At 48.9% G+C, this 16,692-nt stretch carries 28 protein-coding genes; all 28 read right to left on the minus strand.

The window, feature by feature from the left end; genetic code table 11:
- Positions 1 to 2: 2 nt before the first annotated feature.
- The 28 genes from APU02_RS01180 to APU02_RS01310 all read right to left on the minus strand — a co-directional run bounded on the left by APU02_RS01180 (position 3) and on the right by APU02_RS01310 (position 16,690).
- Positions 3 to 1,043, minus strand: a complete 1,041-nt coding sequence (locus APU02_RS01180) for a major capsid family protein (RefSeq protein WP_060568986.1) — start codon at positions 1,041 to 1,043, stop codon at positions 3 to 5.
- A gap of 3 nt (positions 1,044 to 1,046) precedes the next feature.
- The gene (locus APU02_RS01185) at positions 1,047 to 1,526 is read right to left on the minus strand and encodes a hypothetical protein (protein ID WP_060568987.1); all 480 of its coding nucleotides are present in this window, start codon (positions 1,524 to 1,526) and stop codon (positions 1,047 to 1,049) included.
- A gap of 3 nt (positions 1,527 to 1,529) precedes the next feature.
- Positions 1,530 to 2,834 carry a DUF2213 domain-containing protein gene (locus APU02_RS01190; RefSeq protein WP_072197051.1) on the minus strand — a complete coding sequence of 435 codons (1,305 nt, stop codon included), beginning with the start codon at positions 2,832 to 2,834 and terminating at the stop codon, positions 1,530 to 1,532.
- A 133-nt stretch (positions 2,835 to 2,967) separates the two neighbouring features.
- Positions 2,968 to 3,654, minus strand: a complete 687-nt coding sequence (locus APU02_RS01195; RefSeq protein ID WP_060568988.1) for a phage minor head protein — start codon at positions 3,652 to 3,654, stop codon at positions 2,968 to 2,970.
- A 52-nt stretch (positions 3,655 to 3,706) separates the two neighbouring features.
- Positions 3,707 to 5,242, minus strand: coding sequence for a DUF1073 domain-containing protein (locus APU02_RS01200; protein ID WP_343285917.1), 1,536 nt, complete (start codon positions 5,240 to 5,242; stop codon positions 3,707 to 3,709).
- Complete coding sequence (terL, locus tag APU02_RS01205; protein WP_060568989.1) at positions 5,242 to 6,762, minus strand: phage terminase large subunit; 1,521 nt, start codon at positions 6,760 to 6,762, stop codon at positions 5,242 to 5,244. The genes APU02_RS01200 and terL overlap by 1 nt, the downstream gene beginning before the upstream one ends.
- Positions 6,716 to 7,306: a terminase small subunit gene (locus APU02_RS01210; RefSeq protein ID WP_060568990.1), complete on the minus strand. Its 591-nt coding sequence runs from the start codon at positions 7,304 to 7,306 to the stop codon at positions 6,716 to 6,718. The genes terL and APU02_RS01210 overlap by 47 nt, the downstream gene beginning before the upstream one ends.
- Before the next feature lies 1 nt (position 7,307).
- Positions 7,308 to 7,517: a hypothetical protein gene (locus APU02_RS01215; protein ID WP_060568991.1), complete on the minus strand. Its 210-nt coding sequence runs from the start codon at positions 7,515 to 7,517 to the stop codon at positions 7,308 to 7,310.
- Between the two features lie 58 nt (positions 7,518 to 7,575).
- Positions 7,576 to 7,785 carry a head fiber protein gene (locus APU02_RS24735; RefSeq protein WP_072197052.1) on the minus strand — a complete coding sequence of 70 codons (210 nt, stop codon included), beginning with the start codon at positions 7,783 to 7,785 and terminating at the stop codon, positions 7,576 to 7,578.
- Between the two features lie 269 nt (positions 7,786 to 8,054).
- Positions 8,055 to 8,342 carry a hypothetical protein gene (locus tag APU02_RS01220; protein ID WP_060568992.1) on the minus strand — a complete coding sequence of 96 codons (288 nt, stop codon included), beginning with the start codon at positions 8,340 to 8,342 and terminating at the stop codon, positions 8,055 to 8,057.
- Positions 8,339 to 8,677 (minus strand): hypothetical protein, encoded by a 339-nt coding sequence (locus APU02_RS01225; protein ID WP_060568993.1) that lies wholly within the window; start codon positions 8,675 to 8,677, stop codon positions 8,339 to 8,341. The genes APU02_RS01220 and APU02_RS01225 overlap by 4 nt, the downstream gene beginning before the upstream one ends.
- Complete coding sequence (locus tag APU02_RS01230) at positions 8,677 to 9,144, minus strand: glycoside hydrolase family protein (RefSeq protein ID WP_060568994.1); 468 nt, start codon at positions 9,142 to 9,144, stop codon at positions 8,677 to 8,679. The genes APU02_RS01225 and APU02_RS01230 overlap by 1 nt, the downstream gene beginning before the upstream one ends.
- 11 nt (positions 9,145 to 9,155) lie before the next feature.
- Positions 9,156 to 9,497 carry a hypothetical protein gene (locus APU02_RS01235; protein WP_131729025.1) on the minus strand — a complete coding sequence of 114 codons (342 nt, stop codon included), beginning with the start codon at positions 9,495 to 9,497 and terminating at the stop codon, positions 9,156 to 9,158.
- On the minus strand, positions 9,484 to 9,777 hold the full coding sequence (locus APU02_RS01240; protein WP_060568996.1) for a hypothetical protein: 294 nt from the start codon (positions 9,775 to 9,777) through the stop codon (positions 9,484 to 9,486). Before APU02_RS01240 ends, APU02_RS01235 begins: the two co-directional genes overlap by 14 nt.
- 533 nt (positions 9,778 to 10,310) lie before the next feature.
- Positions 10,311 to 11,075: an antitermination protein gene (locus tag APU02_RS01245; protein WP_060568997.1), complete on the minus strand. Its 765-nt coding sequence runs from the start codon at positions 11,073 to 11,075 to the stop codon at positions 10,311 to 10,313.
- A 158-nt stretch (positions 11,076 to 11,233) separates the two neighbouring features.
- Positions 11,234 to 11,416 (minus strand): hypothetical protein, encoded by a 183-nt coding sequence (locus APU02_RS01250; RefSeq protein ID WP_060568998.1) that lies wholly within the window; start codon positions 11,414 to 11,416, stop codon positions 11,234 to 11,236.
- A complete protein-coding gene (locus APU02_RS01255; protein ID WP_060568999.1) occupies positions 11,404 to 11,601 on the minus strand; it encodes a protein ninH in 198 nt (65 codons plus the stop codon). The genes APU02_RS01250 and APU02_RS01255 overlap by 13 nt, the downstream gene beginning before the upstream one ends.
- Before the next feature lie 190 nt (positions 11,602 to 11,791).
- On the minus strand, positions 11,792 to 12,406 hold the full coding sequence (locus APU02_RS01260; RefSeq protein WP_239692836.1) for an HNH endonuclease signature motif containing protein: 615 nt from the start codon (positions 12,404 to 12,406) through the stop codon (positions 11,792 to 11,794).
- 38 nt (positions 12,407 to 12,444) lie between these two features.
- Positions 12,445 to 12,840 (minus strand): crossover junction endodeoxyribonuclease RusA, encoded by a 396-nt coding sequence (locus tag APU02_RS01265; RefSeq protein WP_060569001.1) that lies wholly within the window; start codon positions 12,838 to 12,840, stop codon positions 12,445 to 12,447.
- Positions 12,837 to 13,133 (minus strand): hypothetical protein, encoded by a 297-nt coding sequence (locus APU02_RS26795; RefSeq protein WP_060569126.1) that lies wholly within the window; start codon positions 13,131 to 13,133, stop codon positions 12,837 to 12,839. The genes APU02_RS01265 and APU02_RS26795 overlap by 4 nt, the downstream gene beginning before the upstream one ends.
- Complete coding sequence (locus APU02_RS24745; RefSeq protein ID WP_072197054.1) at positions 13,096 to 13,278, minus strand: protein NinF; 183 nt, start codon at positions 13,276 to 13,278, stop codon at positions 13,096 to 13,098. The genes APU02_RS26795 and APU02_RS24745 overlap by 38 nt, the downstream gene beginning before the upstream one ends.
- A complete protein-coding gene (locus APU02_RS01275) occupies positions 13,271 to 13,609 on the minus strand; it encodes a phage protein NinX family protein (protein ID WP_060569002.1) in 339 nt (112 codons plus the stop codon). The genes APU02_RS24745 and APU02_RS01275 overlap by 8 nt, the downstream gene beginning before the upstream one ends.
- Positions 13,610 to 13,808: 199 nt before the next feature.
- Positions 13,809 to 14,219: a recombination protein NinB gene (locus APU02_RS01285; RefSeq protein WP_060569004.1), complete on the minus strand. Its 411-nt coding sequence runs from the start codon at positions 14,217 to 14,219 to the stop codon at positions 13,809 to 13,811.
- Positions 14,191 to 14,376, minus strand: a complete 186-nt coding sequence (locus APU02_RS01290) for a hypothetical protein (protein ID WP_060569005.1) — start codon at positions 14,374 to 14,376, stop codon at positions 14,191 to 14,193. Before APU02_RS01290 ends, APU02_RS01285 begins: the two co-directional genes overlap by 29 nt.
- 2 nt (positions 14,377 to 14,378) lie before the next feature.
- Positions 14,379 to 14,621 (minus strand): hypothetical protein, encoded by a 243-nt coding sequence (locus APU02_RS01295; protein WP_060569006.1) that lies wholly within the window; start codon positions 14,619 to 14,621, stop codon positions 14,379 to 14,381.
- A 139-nt stretch (positions 14,622 to 14,760) separates the two neighbouring features.
- Positions 14,761 to 15,162, minus strand: coding sequence for a phage protein NinX family protein (locus APU02_RS01300; protein ID WP_060569007.1), 402 nt, complete (start codon positions 15,160 to 15,162; stop codon positions 14,761 to 14,763).
- Positions 15,159 to 15,848 (minus strand): helix-turn-helix domain-containing protein, encoded by a 690-nt coding sequence (locus tag APU02_RS01305; RefSeq protein WP_239692837.1) that lies wholly within the window; start codon positions 15,846 to 15,848, stop codon positions 15,159 to 15,161. Before APU02_RS01305 ends, APU02_RS01300 begins: the two co-directional genes overlap by 4 nt.
- A complete protein-coding gene (locus APU02_RS01310; protein WP_060569008.1) occupies positions 15,848 to 16,690 on the minus strand; it encodes an ATP-binding protein in 843 nt (280 codons plus the stop codon). The genes APU02_RS01305 and APU02_RS01310 overlap by 1 nt, the downstream gene beginning before the upstream one ends.
- Positions 16,691 to 16,692 lie beyond the last annotated feature (2 nt).

A 16,692-nucleotide genomic window follows, 5' to 3' on the forward strand; every position in this document is an offset into this window, starting at 1 on the left:
TATTAAACTCCCAACATGCTTGCAATTGCCAGAGGCTGACGAATGATTGCGCCCCAGGTGCCACCGGTTTTCTTTTGTTTGTACGCTGACAGGTCAACAACCACTGGATGCGCACGCATTTTTTCAGTGAATGCACAGTAGCCAGTATCCTGACCATCCAGATCGTCAGCAATAAGCTGAACAAGCTGACCGGATGCGGTGTTGTACTCAACAGCAGTAACAACTCGCAGGTTAGGGAAGTTTTTCTTCAGCTGATCTGACACGTTCACATTGTACATGTTCGTTTTAGTCAGATTGGCTTCAGACTCCGGAGACATTGCCAGCGTCATTTTGCTATCGCGTTCAACATAACCTTTGGTCTGAGTGATAAGTTGCGTGTACAGCGCCTGAATATCGTCGTACACAGCCTGCCCATCTTTGGTTGACCATGTGGTGCCGCTACCAGTACCAGTAGCCCCCGGGGTGATTGACGCTGGAAGGTTAGGGTCATTCAACAGCCCGTAGTTCTTCAGTCCAGCAACACCGAAGAAGTAGGATTTGTTCTGGAACTTATTCAGGGTCAGAGCGGAAGCGGTGTTCAGTTGCTGAGCCCATGCGATACGACCTTCACCGTAGCGGTCCAGTTCCAACTCACCCCACTGAGTGATGGTCTGGTACAGGTAGGATTCACGAGCAACCCAGTTTACGTTCGCGCTTACCTGACCGTTGTTGTTGTAGTCACCATAGCTGGATACCTGACCAGTGGATTCTACGACCGGGAATTGCGCGGTCATAGTGGTCCAGTCGCCTTTCTTGGTTTCGCCCATGATTTCCACCGCTTTCATCGGAGTAACCAGGATACGAATCAGTTCCGGATCGACGTAGTTGGTGAAATACCACGGAATACCGGCGTTACTGGCAGTAACCAGCGTTGGCTGGGCATCCATTGCGTAGGAATAGCTACGCGCTTCCGCGTCAGTCAGATAGGCTTTGGCTTCCGGAAGGATTACACCGTAATCCCGTTCAGCCATCGCTTTGTGTTGTAAAAATTCTGCGTTATTCATTGATTAGCTCCAGGTGCCCATCTGAATCAGTTCGCCAGCAGCGCCAGCGCTACCAACAACAAATTTGGTTTCTACATAACCGGAAATCGTTGCACCGGCTGCGCCAGTGGTAATGGAACCATCCGACAGTTTGGCGAAGATTTTCTGCTTGGCAGTTGCCACTCCGGCAGTTTTCACCCAGAAGTCACCAGCTGTCATCAGGGTCATCTGGAATCCAGGCTGGATAGTCATTGATGCTTCTGCCAGCCAGTCAGTGATAGAAGCCTGACCTTCACGATGTACGAAGCCATCAGGGACGCCAGTACCGGTGTTGCTGACAACGCCGTTGGTTACCCAACCGAAGCGACCGACGATCACCCCATTGGTGCCAGCTACCAGAGCACCTTCACCCGCAAGCAAGCTTGCCTTAGGGTTTGCAGAAGCGAAGTCACCCTCAACACCTGGTGCCTGCTGCTGATTGATTACACTTTGAAAGCCGCTCATTGCTTAGCTCCGTTTCATTTTGGTTGCGCCAGGGAATGCTTTGGCGAAGGAAGTGGTTGCCGCCGAGTCCATGCCGATGCCATTGGTTGGCTTGCGAACCTCTGATTTCTGGTTGATGGCAAACTCAACCATCGATTTCAGTGCTGAAGGATGGACGCCTTTATGGTCTGCGCCGATGGAATCAAGAGCGAATCGATAAATAGACTCTGCTGAATCCATTGCTACCAGACTCACGTCGCCTACCAGAGAGCGAACACATTCACGCGCTTCATTGGCCTGACGGATGCGGCCCATCACGTTTTCTTCAGCTTTGCGGATTAATGCGGCATCCATAGCTGCTTTGTCCTCTTCGTCATCTTCATCTTCGGCTTTCTTTTTCTCTTTGCCGTCATCATTCTCGTCTTCCGCTTCTTTGCGGTCGCGATCACGGTCTTTACGTTCACGTTCTTCACGCTCTTTGAGTTCTTTCTCTTCGCGTTTCAGACGTTCAGCCTCTGATTCGTTGTCTTTCTCTGCCTGTGTGGCTTCGTCCTCGACAACCTTTTGTACTTTCTTTTCCACGTCTTCTGGCTTCTCATCACTTGCCAGCATGGGCGTGATAATTGCCATCAACTTTTTGGTAAGTTCTGACATTGATTTCATTCCTGTAGGTATTGAATCCCCGACAACGACGTCGGATCCGGCTCTGCCCTCTATTACGAGAGCAACGTGGTTCCCGACGATATCGCGCATTACGCCATCATATGGCTGGCCTTCATGCACGCCGGGGGTCATGTCAGCTACATATCTGTAGGCCGACGAAAGCTCTTTCTTCTCGTCCGTCTCGATTCCAGCAATGGAATCTGCATCCCAGACAACAAGAGAGTTTTTGAGGTAAGTCCCGTCAAACTCGGCATCAGTACCAGTAGAGCCAACCACAGCCATCTTCTGAGGTTCTGCGGCAGTAACCGGGATGTGTTCGTTAAGGAGCGGGATGTTGTTGAATGTCGATGCTGCTTTGGCTAACTCTTTCGGGTCGCGAAGCAGGTAGTAAACTTTGTCAGGCTGTAGGCCTAGCGATCTGGAATTGGGGATTTCGCGGCCATAGTAGGGGCAGATGTTAGCCTTGCTGATTGGCGTCACTTCGATGTGCAGGCGACCGTCCTTGTCAAAGGAGCGCACCGTTGCCCTGTCGAATGCCAAAGCGGAGTCGCCAGTGTAGCCATTGGCGTAAGCCGCCTGCTCCTGCTCTTCTGCCTCTTCTTTGGTTGGATAAACCTTACCGTGATTTCCCCATTGCCAGCCGCCGTCAACTTTGCGTACGGGCATGGATTTACCTTTCTTCAGGCAATTAAAAAGTCGCCTCAGCGACCGTTGTTTTTCTTCAATGCGGTTATTGTAAGAAGCGCTATAACCACGCTGCCAAATATCAATGTCAGGCCTAATGCCTTGAACACCTCAATCATTTTCGCTCCAGTCCCGGGATGATTGGTGACCATGTGCACCTGCAGTTGATAGCTTCACCTGGTAACACCCATTCACCATCGAGATACAGGCCTTTATCGAGATCGAACTCTTTTCCGTCTGCTTTCACGTGGGATGGCCTTGGCTGCTTCCCGGCGTGAGAGTGTCGCCATATTCCTTTGGTGATGCCGAGTTTCTTCTGTCGCTCAGACTGAATGACCGCCGTCGCCTTGTTGTTCTGGTCGCGAGCGATGGTCTCTGCGCGTCTGCGTGTGATGCCGTAGCGTTTCACCAGTTCATCAGTGAGATAACCAAGGTCACGACCACGGCTTACTGACTGCATAACCATAGTCTCTACCTGCGTGTGATATTGCTCAGGTATCGACTTAATCAGGTTGACGTTCTCGTTGATGACGGCCTGCATCGCGTTTTTAAGCTCATCATTCATCGTGAACTTAACAGTAAAGCCGCCAGCCTTTAGCGCAGAGTGAAGAGAGACATCAGTATTTCGCAGGGTCTTATCGACGAAGCGATCTGCCAGTTTCTTCGCAAGCTCATTGAACTTGCTTTCCCACTGCTTGCCGAGTTTAGCCAGCCTGCGCTTTAACTCATTCGCCGGGCTGGCATCCATCGCCATGCTGTCTTTGTAGCCTGCCTCAAGCCAGTAACGGTAAGACTTGTTCATCTCCCGTACCAGTTTGATAAGCTCAGCCCGATACCATTCGTGAACTCCTGCGTTAGCTCTGACCGGACGAAGGGTTTTCTGGCTCTGCAAATCCTTCTTCGAAGGACTCGGCTTCGTACTCTTCTTCGTCATCTTCAGATTCCATTATGTGGTATGGGCTGGCCTTGTCGGACTGGCGCATGCTTCTGATTGCGTCGAGGTCGAATACTCCGGCTTCGGCATAGTTCTTGTCAGCCTCAGATTGATGTTTCATGACCTCGGCTTTCTCGGATTCTGTAAGCTCGTACAGCGGCAGGAACTCGAAATCTATATCAGGGTCAATCTCGCCGAATTCGTTTAACTGGATGACATCCAGCACGGTTTTCAGTGGGCTTCTGAATAGATTCTCCTGCATGGCGTGAATTGAGTCGTAGAAGACGCGAATCTCACCATCAGATGATGCGTTTAGGCCGTTTGGTGTGATGCCAAGCAACTTAACCAGTGGAATACTTGATACCGAGGCCATCTGCTCTTGTGCTTGCGCCTGAAGAGCATCGACACCGGACAGGCTTGTCACGAACTGGAAGAATTCTTCAGATTCCTTATCAACCATGAACATTCCACGGTTATCGCGGACCTTATTGAAGAACTCAGCACGCATAAACAGGTTGGGGTCTGCAACACCGGACAAGACGTTTTGCATGTTCGTCTTCAGGCCGTACACCACAAACGAGTGAACCAGGTCGCTCACGCTGTCACGTGTTCTCAGCCAATTCTGCACATATGGTTCTGCCATCTGGCTAAGAGACAGGCCGCCGAAGTTGTAAGCCGCCTTGAGAATGTCCGGCACTTGTCGGGAAATCATCGTCAGTATACGGCTGGCGTGAACTGTGCGCCCCATGACGTACCATTCAGCCGGGCTGAAGAAGTCAGGGCTGAGTGGGTTGTCAGCGTTATACACACCCGGGTATGTCCACATTGCCTCGATAACGCGGAAACCATTCAGACTTCCTTTGGTTATCTTGCGTGGGCTGATGTAGAGCTTCTTGTCCAGTTCGTCAGGAACCAGCCAGGCAGAGTTACCGCTTGGCGTCTTCACATCGATGTAAATCTGGCCTCGCCCGAAATAACCGTCATGCTCTGCTGCTTCACGGAACTTTTCTCGCACCTGAAACCGTCTTAACGCGTCATCCAACTGACGAATCTTATCGGCCTTATCATCACCGTCATCTTTGCCGATGTGCTTCAGCTCAATCCACTTGCGTGTCATCTCCTCCGCTATCGTGCCGGTAATCTTGCGATACTCGGGCAACTGAGCGAGCTGTGACAGGTATGGATAACCGGGGAAGCCACCGTAGCCATATGCGGTGATATTGGCTGAATTCAGGTAACTGTAAGGTGTGGAGTCCATCGCCAGCGCAGCATCGCCAATATGCTCAGGGATAACTCCCGGCGGCGGCGTGTATCGCTCAATCTTGCGAAGCACTTCACCTTCAGATTTGATGCGTTCCTGCTCGTTCATCATCGCCAGCGCATTAGCCAACGACATGGGCTGCTTTGCCTCTTTCTTTGGAGGCTCAGCTTTTTTCTTTTTCCAGCGTTCAAACACTATGCTAGCCTCAAAAGTTCTTCTGATATGCGTAACGGACCGTTGCCATTTTTCATTTCATCAATGGCATCCATCATCGGATCTAACTGGTCGTCGTGCGTATTGAAATCAGGGTTGATGGCTTCCATCTCGACGAGGAAGTCGTTAATGAATGGTGCGTTGCTGGGCAGCTTGATATACCCGGACTCGATATATCCCTGCACGTCCATCAGGCGAGTGTATTTATCTTTATCGCGCTGTATGGCCTTTATTGGGCATATCGCCTTTTTACGGATGTTCTGTATCAGGCCGGTGCCGGATGACTTATCCTCTATCGCCATGTGGCGAAGCGGTCCATTCTTTAGGGTCTTGCACTTTTCCCAGAATGCGACGGCGCGGCGCTGTAGTTCATCTGCTTCCCACTTACCGCGAATCATGTCTATCAGGTAGATATATCCGTCAGTGCCTAGTCCCCAGTGCTCGAATACGGAGAAGTCATTAACCTCTTTAGTTTTCTGCGCCGTGTCGCCATAGACGGCTCGCCACTGCATAGGAGGAAGCACGGAGTATTCACCGAACCATTCAGACTTAATCAGGCCTCCGCCTTTAGCGGTTGGTCGCTGTTGGTATAGTGCGTTCCATACCAGGGATCCGCGTTGCTTGCATTTCTCGACGAACTCTTGCGGCATACGCTCTGGAAACAGGATTTCACCGGGATTGCGAAGGTGATACACGTTGCCGTTTAGCTCGTGAATCTCTTCCTTCTCAGCCTCCATTGGGAAGCTAACCACACGCCAGTTTTCACCGCCCTCTTCTGCTAGTTTGAGTAATTGGCCTGCCAGGTCGTTTTGATGCCAGCGAGTCAGAATGATGACGATGCCGTTTATCTTTGGATCTACACGCGTGAAGAATGTCGTGTCGTACCAGTCCATCACCGCTTCCTGATAGGTTGGAGACGATGCGGTTTTGTAATCTTTCGCGGGATCATCAATTACCCCGATATTCATACCCTGACCGGTGATACCGCCGTTAACGCCCGCAGAACGATATGAGCCGCCGTGTAGCTCGCCTTTAGCGTCCACTGGCTCCCACAGTTCGGTTTTGTTGATGCCACCCGCCAGGCTGCGACCTGAAGGTATTTTCACATCAGGAAAAACGTCAGCATACTTATCAGATGTGATGATGCGCTTAACGTCCCGGCTCATTCGGTCTGACAGGTCAGAAGAATAGGAGCACGAGATGATATTCCATGATGGATGCAGGCCTAACACGTATGCAGGGAAGCGACGCGAACACAGCTCGCTCTTTCCAGAACGCGGTGGAGCAAACACCATCAGACGGGGCATGTTCCCGGCTTTAACTTCATCCAGAAAGTGATCTAACTCTGCGCAAAGTAGCTCGTTAAACCATCCAGTTTCGTATTGCGGATTGGTGTACAGAGTGAAGTCGAGAAGTTTTTTACGTGCTGAGCGAATCGCCAGTTCTTTGTGCAACTCATAAATCTGAGCGTTTCGATTCAAGCTGATTGGAGCGTCTGCCATTTCCCAGCTCCTTCAGTTTCTCTTCAAGTAATTCTTCTGACATATCCGCATAACGAACCGGACCACCGTTAGCACCGGTAATCTCTGTTGCAGTTTGTTCTCTGAATGCCTGGACGTTTACATGCTTGCCAAGTAGCTCAAGGTTTTTAACCTTGTCAGGCCATTTGATTTTCTTAAGGAGAGCAGCACTATCTGCTGATGCCATCTCTACGACATCCATTCCTGATAGCGTTGTACGCCACACCTTAGGCCAGTCTTTAATCGGCTTCAGTTCGCCATTGGCAAGCAGGATGTCAAGCACGTCCATCTGATCGATTTCAGTCAGGCGGCGCAATACATAGGCAGCGTCTACTCCTACTTCTTCATTGCGTTCAGTCTTTAACTCTGCAATGCGATCTGCGATGTCAGGTTTTGACAGGTTTTCACTACCAGTGGCGCGGGCAGTTTTCTCGCTGTATCCCGCCCTGATAGCTGCCTGAGTGGCATTGAGGTCTTTCAGGTACTCACGGGCAAACAGCTCTTGTTTGTCTGTGAGCTTTGCCATGTTATTTACTCTTTTCGATGGGAATCACTGTAAATCCGCCAACAGAAGCTTTCTTAATTGCTGTGATGCTAGGGGAGTCTTTCTTCGGGTAGAAGTAAATAAAGTCATCATCCATTTTGGGCCTGAATCCCCTGATATAACCTACGTGCTGTTGCTCTAGAGCATCTTCCAACCATAGCCATAGTTGAAACTCTCCGATATCAATTATCATAATCAGAATTTCCTGCTTTCCACTCGTGGGAGTTAATCGCATTTCACAGAATTAAATATCAGGAAGCGAGAACTCCGGCAGCACGAAGCTTTGCTAACAGTGCATTGAAGTCAGTCACCACACCAGCCACATCAGTAGCAACTGAATCTGCCTGTGCTGCTGATTGTTTCACAGTGCCTGCTGTTGTGGTGGTTGCAGCACCTGGTACATCACTGGAGCTTGGTACGCTTACAGGCACACCGCCAGTGGAGATTACTCGTTGTGTCATTGTTTGCTCCTGGGCATTATGTTGGTTGCCATTAGCGCAACGGTTTCTCTGCTTCTCAGTAGTGATTAGTCACTTCCGTCTGTTCCGGCTTGCCAAGATGTGGATCACGCTCCTTTGAGGGTCACACAAATCATTTAGCGCACAGCCTGTCCCATGTTTCGTTATGGGTGTTTATCGCTTTTACCGTTCTGCTATCCATCACATCAGGGTCCTTACCATGGGTGATGATTGGCTGAAATGCGGTGCATGCATTGTCTACATAGACATACTTAATCTGCGGAGTGGTATTTTGAAGTCCGCATGCGCTCACGAGCAGCGCTATCAGACAGAGATTGATTTGCTTGTGCGACATCTTTCACCGCCTTAATGGTGACTTCCTGCTTAGTGGTGATGTTCTGTGCTGACTCTTTTTCGGCGTTAGCACTCTTAACATCAGCCTCGGCTTTTGCCTCTGTCTGGCCTTTGCTTTTCGCTGTGAACCAGGTGAGAGCAATAGCGCCAACAATCCCGATGGCACCAAGTATGTATTCCCATCCGACAGCCATTAACGAACTCATTTCACTTCCCTCAGCTCAGCGGCTTTATCCTTCAGCTTTGACTGGCGAACAAACTGAGCAAGCACTGCCAGCACCACCATCCCCTGGCTGATATAACCGAGGATGTCGTGAGGAATGTAGCCCTTGATGTCTTCAGGGAGAAATGTCCATGCCTGAATAGCCGCCTCCGGGAAACTTTGAATCCACGCTCCAAGCATTGCACCCAATGATGCAAGCCATACCGACCATGTTTTAAATAGCAACTTTGCATGAGCAACGAATTCAAGACGGGTATATCTCTGCGCCATTAACAGAAAAACGATAGCCACCAGGCAGAAAGCGATGAATATTTTCATCAGATAATCCCCTTATACGCTTCAAGCGTTCCGGCTCGCATTACCTCTGCGTGGCGACTCGCACGGTTTGGCGTTTGCTTTGCCCATTTGCTGGACAGCATTCCGGATGCAGCACCAGAGAAGTTTCCGGCAGCTACCATAGCAAGTGTGTTCTTGAACCCGGCTAGACCCTGCACACCCATCTGATAAGCCATGCTGACAAGGATGTCTTTGCGCTCCTGATTGCATGCTTTCATCGCGGAAATAATGAGTGGATTTTCGTTCATCTTTTTGATTGTTGATGCAACGAATGACTCCAGCCATACATCGCCAACTTCACGTGGAACTGTGAATGTGTAATTGCTCAGAGGTGCGCCCTTTGGACCAATCTTCACACCGCAAGCCACAGTTGGATAACCTTCAGTATCGATGTACGGGCGCTCTTTATACCCCTCTTCATAATTGAGGATTTTCACAATGTTACTCATTATTAATTCCTTCAGAAGATGAGGTTTTTCTGTACGCTTGGATAGGACTGAGGCGCATCAAAGGTGTGAACTTTTGAACCTTCAGGAGAGATGATCACCACGCCGGGTGACTGACCGCCTTTTGATTGCTGAGACGCCAGCTCTTGCTCGGCATCTCGTCTTTTTAAATCTGAAGCAGCCAACCGCTTTGAGAGGCTGCTGTTTTCTTTTTGCATCTGGGCGATTGTCTTCTGACCATTGTCAATAACCGCCTGGATGTTGTAACAGGCGAATGCAGTTATGAGGAAAAAAAGCACAGGCATAATCCCGATAACATAACGCCCAACCTTCAGCTCAACGTTATTTGTCATCATTGTCACCATCTGGTCCGAATCCAGGTGGATGGATACGCCTTATAATTGATGCGCCCTGCCAGCCGGCAGCACCGCAACCAATACCCATAACGTATAACGACCACCCGTTCGTCATTGAAAATAAAAACATCATCATTCCGGCAAAGAGCGACACGAGCACATGATTAAGGAGAGGAACCCTTTGATCGGGAGAGCTGTAAGCATATTTTGCCAGCGAGCCAACCAGATTCATGATGACCGCGAGAAGCAGAGCCGGAATGAATTCGATTCCGTTTGCCATTGCGTAGTCTCCACCACTCAGGTGGCTGCTTAAAATGCGCCTGGCCGTTAAACGGCGCGGGAAGAGACTAGCCAGGCCGCTAAGATGCGACCCTCAAAGTGAGGGACTTGTTCACATTTATTAATGTGGTTCTTGTGTAATGAACAAATCCGATCTAAGTTTCATCCGTCTGATCAGACGATATGGGCCTCGGTCTTTGTTCGTGATTAGCGTCATGAGCAAGATGACTGTAGGTTGTTCCACCAACTTACGGTCGCCCATTTTCACGAAGCCCCGCCGATGCGGGGTTTTCTATTTGTGCAAAACGCCCTTATCCCCGTAACCACGAAAGTTAGAGGGTATCTGTATGTGTTCTGGTGTTTGGTGATGAGGGCGCTTTCAGAAATGTCGTGCCAGAAATGCAAAAAGCCCCAAGGCGTAAACCCCAGGGCTTTGAATGAATGCAGTAATCCATCATTGGTTTCAGATTAAACAAATATCGCCACTTTGTAAAGCGACTTTTCTACAAAAATGCGATTACATAGAAATTTTTCCTATTTAGTGACTTTCCTCAACATCTGGTTCGCATATTCCTCCTGCTTAATGCACTCACTAACCAAACTTTCAAAAAAGTCCTTGTAAGACCTTCTCCATGTAGTTTCTGGCACATCAATTACTGTTGCACAGATATACTTGCGCACACTGTCAGGTAACAAACGCGAATAACCACGACCATGACATCTTCCACATGTTTTATATGCAGGTACGCCACCTTGTAGAATAGTTTTCTCTTTGTCTAAAACTACGCCCTTTCCATTGCACTGACAGGAGTTGCTAATCACTCCAGCCCCTTTGCATTTATGGCAAAGTACTTTCACCAACTCTCTTCGTTCTGTTAACTTCGGTTGACCAATAAACTTCATGGTTACCCTCTCTGCTTCGATAAACTTCTCTCCTTTGCAGCAATCGCATGTTCTGGTACTTGCAGCACTTCTTGCGTAGTCAGCAAATGCAAATGTTGCGAGCACTTGCATTACCTTTGACTTAATATCATTTTCGAGCTTGCGTAAGGCGGCAACCTTATCGCAGTGCTCAAGTGCATATTGGGTCAGCAGTTCAATAGCTTTATCACGGTCATTGCTGCTGATTTCCATCTTCCCTAAAAACGCGCTGTAACCTAACTCGGCTCGACTTTGCGTCATTCCCATGGCAGCCATGACATCAGTACCTGTTAGCGTCTCTGAGGAGGTTGCACGCGGCGTATCGTTTATCTGCGTAGACTTCGCGAAGTGAAACTTGACTGCGTTTTCCAGGTTCATCGTGAAATTCTCCATAGCATGTACGGCCAAATTAATCCGGTACCAAGCGCGGTTATCACCAGATGCGTTTTAAATCCCAGTTCCTTTTGTCTTGTATGTGACCATTCAGCCATCATCCCTGCCATGAACGCATAGACGATCATAAATAGAGTAAACATCTAGGCAGCCTCCGGACCGTCTGGCTTATTAAGTCCTAATCGATTAACCAGTTCACGACGGCGCTCTGAAAGTAAACACATTGCCCTTTCCGCATCTGCAATCTGCGCATCAATATCCTTGAGCTTCTCCATGTCTGCATGACGCTGCCATTTGACTTGCTGAATGCTAGTTACGCTGCACATGTTTTACCTCGACCACCTTGATGAACCATGAGGACGCCGTTAACGATGGCGTGAAATTGAGCTTTGGTGTCTCGCGAATACCTGAGGATGGTGTTCCTGCTGCAGGCTAATTGCCTGGCTGCTTCGGACTGATTTCCTCTGACTTCTACCAAGATGTCAGGGATGGTTTTGATAGATGGTGTCATTCGGTCCTCCTGTTCCATGCGCGAACAGCATCGCGTTTGGTTCTGTATGTTTCGGTAATGGGATTTATCAGGCATGATTTACTTGAGCACCCGGCGAACACACCGTCACCATCTGCGGTTAGCTCTGCATCACCTCCACAGAAGGGACACTTCAACAACGTAGCCCAATGGGGAAGTTTGAGGTCATAAATCATGCGGCCTCGCTTCTGCTGTCAAGCAGGTCTTTAAGCTTCTGCTGATACTCGCCGTATTTCGGCTGGTAGCCATTTGCCTTCTTCCCTCGATGGGTAAGCTTTTCACCGAATAGCGCCTGCTCTACGCTCATACCTTTCCTGAGTCTAAACAGAATCGTATTGCCGGCGATGCTTACTCTTGGGTCTCGAGACCATTCTGCTGGGGTTTTGGTTTCCCCGTTGAAGGTGATGGCGTGGCTGCTTTTTCTTGTGTGGGATGGGATGTGAATACGTGATCGCATCACGTTGCAGGCATTGCACAAAACCCTGAGATTATCCGGTTCGTTGTTATTGACTCGATCATCTTTATGGTCAATATGCGCGTTTGCCCAGGTAACAGCTTTTCCGCATAATTCGCATGGTGGTAACTGCTCTCCGTACCTTGCAAACACAAGCTTTCTGTGCTCGTACACAAATCCATTTTTCATTGCCAGTGGATGAGATGGCTCTTTAATCATCACGTATCCCTTGGCGTTAGTAGAGAATCCCTTTCCTTTCCCATGTTTTGTGAGCTCATATGTCCCATATCGCATCATCCTGAAATAATGCTTTTGGCATACCTGCTGCTCCATGTATCTACATTCCCGATCGCAACCTTCAATCTTGCACTTCATGCGGCCTCCAGTAGTTCTGTAATCATTGGCAAACTCCCGCATGTCTCAGTAACTACCAGCACTAGCATTCCACCTTTAATCGCCTGACAGCGCTTAATACGCATATCGTCTATCTGACCGTCATCCAGCCAGAAGCCCGCACTGGTTAGTGCGTCAAAAACTGCTTTGGGCAGATTGTCCAAATCTCGTTTGCGGTTATCGGGAGGTGCTGCGTGGATGGTTATTTTGATGCGAGGTGTGATTTTGATGTCTAACTGTTGTTGCTGGATTATTTCGATTACTTCTTTTCGGTATCGCTTTCCCCAATCGCTGATGTAGTGGATTCCTCGTGAGTGTCGCCAGTATTTGTTGACTGAAGGTGGCCATGGCAGCTGCAACAGATATCTATTCATCTGACAGATAGCCTCCCTCCATTCGCCAATTGCTTTAGAGTCAGGACAATGGCTCTATCCATTTCAGCCCTGCGTTCTTCCCTTGTCATATCCTTTCCGTTATCTATGCGCGTATGGCATTGTTCGCATAGCGCTGCCGTTAAACAGTCATCAACCTTCAGGCCCATTCCCTTCCCTTCGTTACGGTGCGCTGCCTGAACCCCATAGCGTCCACATAGAACGCAGCAATCTATCTCCCTGACTGCCTGAAGCCATTTATTGCTTCGAAAAATTGCCATTCGACATATCTCCATTCGGATCGCGATATACCATCCATTCGTTGATGCACTCTTCACATGCATAGGTTTCTTCTGGCATTAGCTCTTTCGTACAGCCTGCGCACAACGTTCGACGTATACTCTGCTGCTCGTATGATTGGGCTTCTGATTGGCTAAGCATGGTTGGCGTCCTGCATCATCAGGAAAACGATCATTGCCGAACGCAGGGCTTTATCACATGGCTGATGAGACACAACGTGTACCTTTAGCTCGTCAATTCCGTAAGCAGTTACCCACTCCACTGGAGTATCGCACCGCTCCTCAGCATCGTATTCAATGCTGATTCTGTTGGCAGAAATAATAGGCCATGCGTCTGCTGCTTTATTGCATGGGTCGAATGTCTTTTCCCATTCTGAGTCCCATACGTAATCGGGGTAAAAGATAAATCTCCCAGGAATAGCGTTTGATACGCGCTGGTTAATTTCTAAATCTGATAACTGTGAATAGTCCATATTTAGCTCCACATTCTGTTTTGATACTGACTCCTACCCTTTGGCTCGCTGGCGTACTCAGGCAACAAGGCTCCTACTATCCACAGTCGTGGGTCAGTGCTAAGGTGCTTTGTGGTCTTTACGTTGCGGGAGTGGTAGAGAGTGATGAGTTGGTTGGCTTCGTCGGTGGTCATTGGAGGGTGGTAGAAATACGTTCGCTTCAATCGTACCTCCTGTCAGTGAATCTGACGTTCTGACCTGTCGCCCAAGCCATCGTGTACTCTATGAGGCTAGCCATGCGCCCCACGCTCATCTCTGCGCTGCTCTCGCGGATGTTGACGTACTCACCCTCTAACCCGGGAACTACTTCGGCCTCCTGCTTTGTAGCGACCGCATGACCGCTAATCAGCAATACCTTCCACTGCTCAGGCCTGAGTTGCTTTCCGCACCATGTGACCTGACGAGCGATATCACCCAAAAGCGCGTGAAATTTCGCATTCTGGTCGAGGTTGCGTTTGTAGTCAGATATTCGAATGGTGATGGGTCTTTCGTTGTCGAGGGGTGATGCGAGAATGGCGTTTATTGCTGACTGCTGTTGCTGCTTACTCCTGAGAAATATCGTCTGTTTCATGGCATTCCTCGTCAGATGTTAGTTCCTCAATCGCCCATGATTTGAATCCAATACGCTCTACATAATCCCGCGCCTTGTCATATGTGGTGAAAGCTGCCATTGACTCCATTTCACCTTCAAATCCCCGGGCGCTTACAACAAATACTGATGCATTCATACTCACTCCTTCACTTTGATTCCAGCGCAACTCAGGACAGCATCAACTTCATCCTGGTAGTAATACGTCAGGCCGCTTGATGATTTAGCTAACTTAAACGGCTCAGGCATATCTAGCTCGATAGCTGCGCGAGATGCCTGCCATGCCATGAACAGCATCTTGTCGAAGACCTCAACCATGCCAGGTGGTATACCTTCCACCATTTCCGGAAACCATTGCTCGAAAGCCTTTCTTGATTCGTCCATATCCCTCTCCATCAACCTACATTCACATTCAACAAGTATTGGCTCACCCCATGATTGAACGCCGCCGCTATCTTCAAATCCTGAACCATTGCATCTTTCGCATGTACTCATCATTCCTCTCCTTCAGTGTGCTGGGGTGCTATTCTTTCAAATCGTCTGGAAGCTCGACTTCTTGACCAAGCTTCGCAAACACAATAGCCCTGCATATAGCTATTCTTGGATTTTTAGCGATTAGACCTCGGCGTCTACCTGGGGAAACAAGCTCGTTTACTCCAACCCAGTGATAAATCTTCCCTGTCGCTGGGTCAGCAGATTGATAGCAGCTTATCGACATGCTCTCCATCAATTCACCGCACTGCCCCCAATCTGTAGATGGTGAAAACACATATCTGCTATAGCGCTTATTTTCTTCCCCACACAGTTGGTGCATGTCATTTAGATATATTTGTGCATCTTGCGGTCGCGTTATCTTTCCGCCAATAGCAATGGCCACTGCAACGTCTAACCTCACTCCTTCTAATTCGTCGACATTTAATTTCACGACCTCACCTCTCTCAATCTCAGGTTTATAAATGCAGTAAGTTGATTGGCGCAGCCAAAAGTAAACGGTGCTGACTTCTGATACATCCACACCTTCTCGCGTCCTAGCCATTCACGATATAGCTCACCCTGCTTACTGAGCGACGCTAGGATTTGCGATACGGTGGTGATATCCAGCCCCAAATCCGCAGAAACATCAGACGATGTGCCTGACCGCCCCGAATCGAACCATCCGAGAATTGACTCAATTCGTTTGTGGTGAAGCTCAGTAAGACGGTATCGCTTAATGCCACCTTTGGCGTTATAGCTTTCTAACTGGCCTGATGCGGTGAGTTCACGGAGTAACTGAGTGATTCTGGATTTTGGTACTTTGGTTAGCTTCTGGAATTCTGCTGCTGAGGTTGGGTAGTTTGTTTCAAGGTGGTGAAGTATTTTTTCTCTTGCGTTCATGATTGCTCCCGGAGTTTCTTCTCCTGGCTTCTTTGATTCAAGCCATGCTGTAAGCGAATCCTCATCTGCGAAGTAATAACCATCCTGGATTTTTATTACCTCACCTGAATCGACAAGCTTTTTTAAATGCCATGTCAAAGTTCGCTGAGGGATGTTAAGTGCTTTGAATATGTCTTTGCGGATGGTAACTGGTCGGCTTTTTATGAAGGATTTGATGGATGATGATTTGTCTTTCATCACTTGCTCCTGTAGCTATCCCAGGTGAATGCGAGTGTGCATCCACCTCCGTCGTTCATTCGGTCTATGACGCGCTCACCAATGAATGCCGATAGCTCATCTTTGCTCTGATTGCTTATCAGGATGGTTGGCTTCATGCGCTCGTAGCGGGTGTTGATGATTTCGAACATAATCATCTTTTCCGCCTCACTCCCGAACTGCACACCAACCTCATCGATAATTAGCAGGTCAGGCTTAGTGAAGTGGCGAATAACTTCTTCCTCTGTGCGGGTGGAGTTTTTCGACCATGTTGATTTATATTCACGCGCGATTTTCAGCGCTGTGGTGAAAGATGCAGAACTTTGGTGCTCTGTAATCGCGTGCCGCGCAATTGCCAGGGCAAGATGGTTCTTCCCCGTTCCAGGTTTACCGCACATAACCAGACCGCCGCCTCTCTGTAATCGCTCAGGCCATTTGCTGGCGTATGCCTGACATACCTTCAGTACTCGTTTAGCATCGTCGTTAACTGGCACGTAGTTTTGCAGGGAACATCCCTTAAATCGCTCAGGGATATCGAGATTATTTAACAGAAATTCGACGGTCCTTTTGCGGGATGCCTCGTCGCTTTTAATCTTCTCTGCCTGTAGCTCAATAAGCTCGTCACGCAAGCATTCAGGGCATTCACTTGGTCTGGTAGCAAACTTAATAGGGCCTGTTGAATATCGGTTTCTCTGCTCAAACTCGCCGTGTTTCTCGCAGTTGCCAGTACAGAACTCTACGGCGGTGTGCTCGATTTCAATTGGCGGCTTGCTTAGCTCTGACAGTCTCTTCTCCAGGGATGAGATTTTTTCGTCCAGTGTCATAA

It is taken from the genome of Citrobacter sp. 50677481, from assembly GCF_001463265.1.
GTDB lineage: Bacteria > Pseudomonadota > Gammaproteobacteria > Enterobacterales > Enterobacteriaceae > Citrobacter_A > Citrobacter_A sedlakii.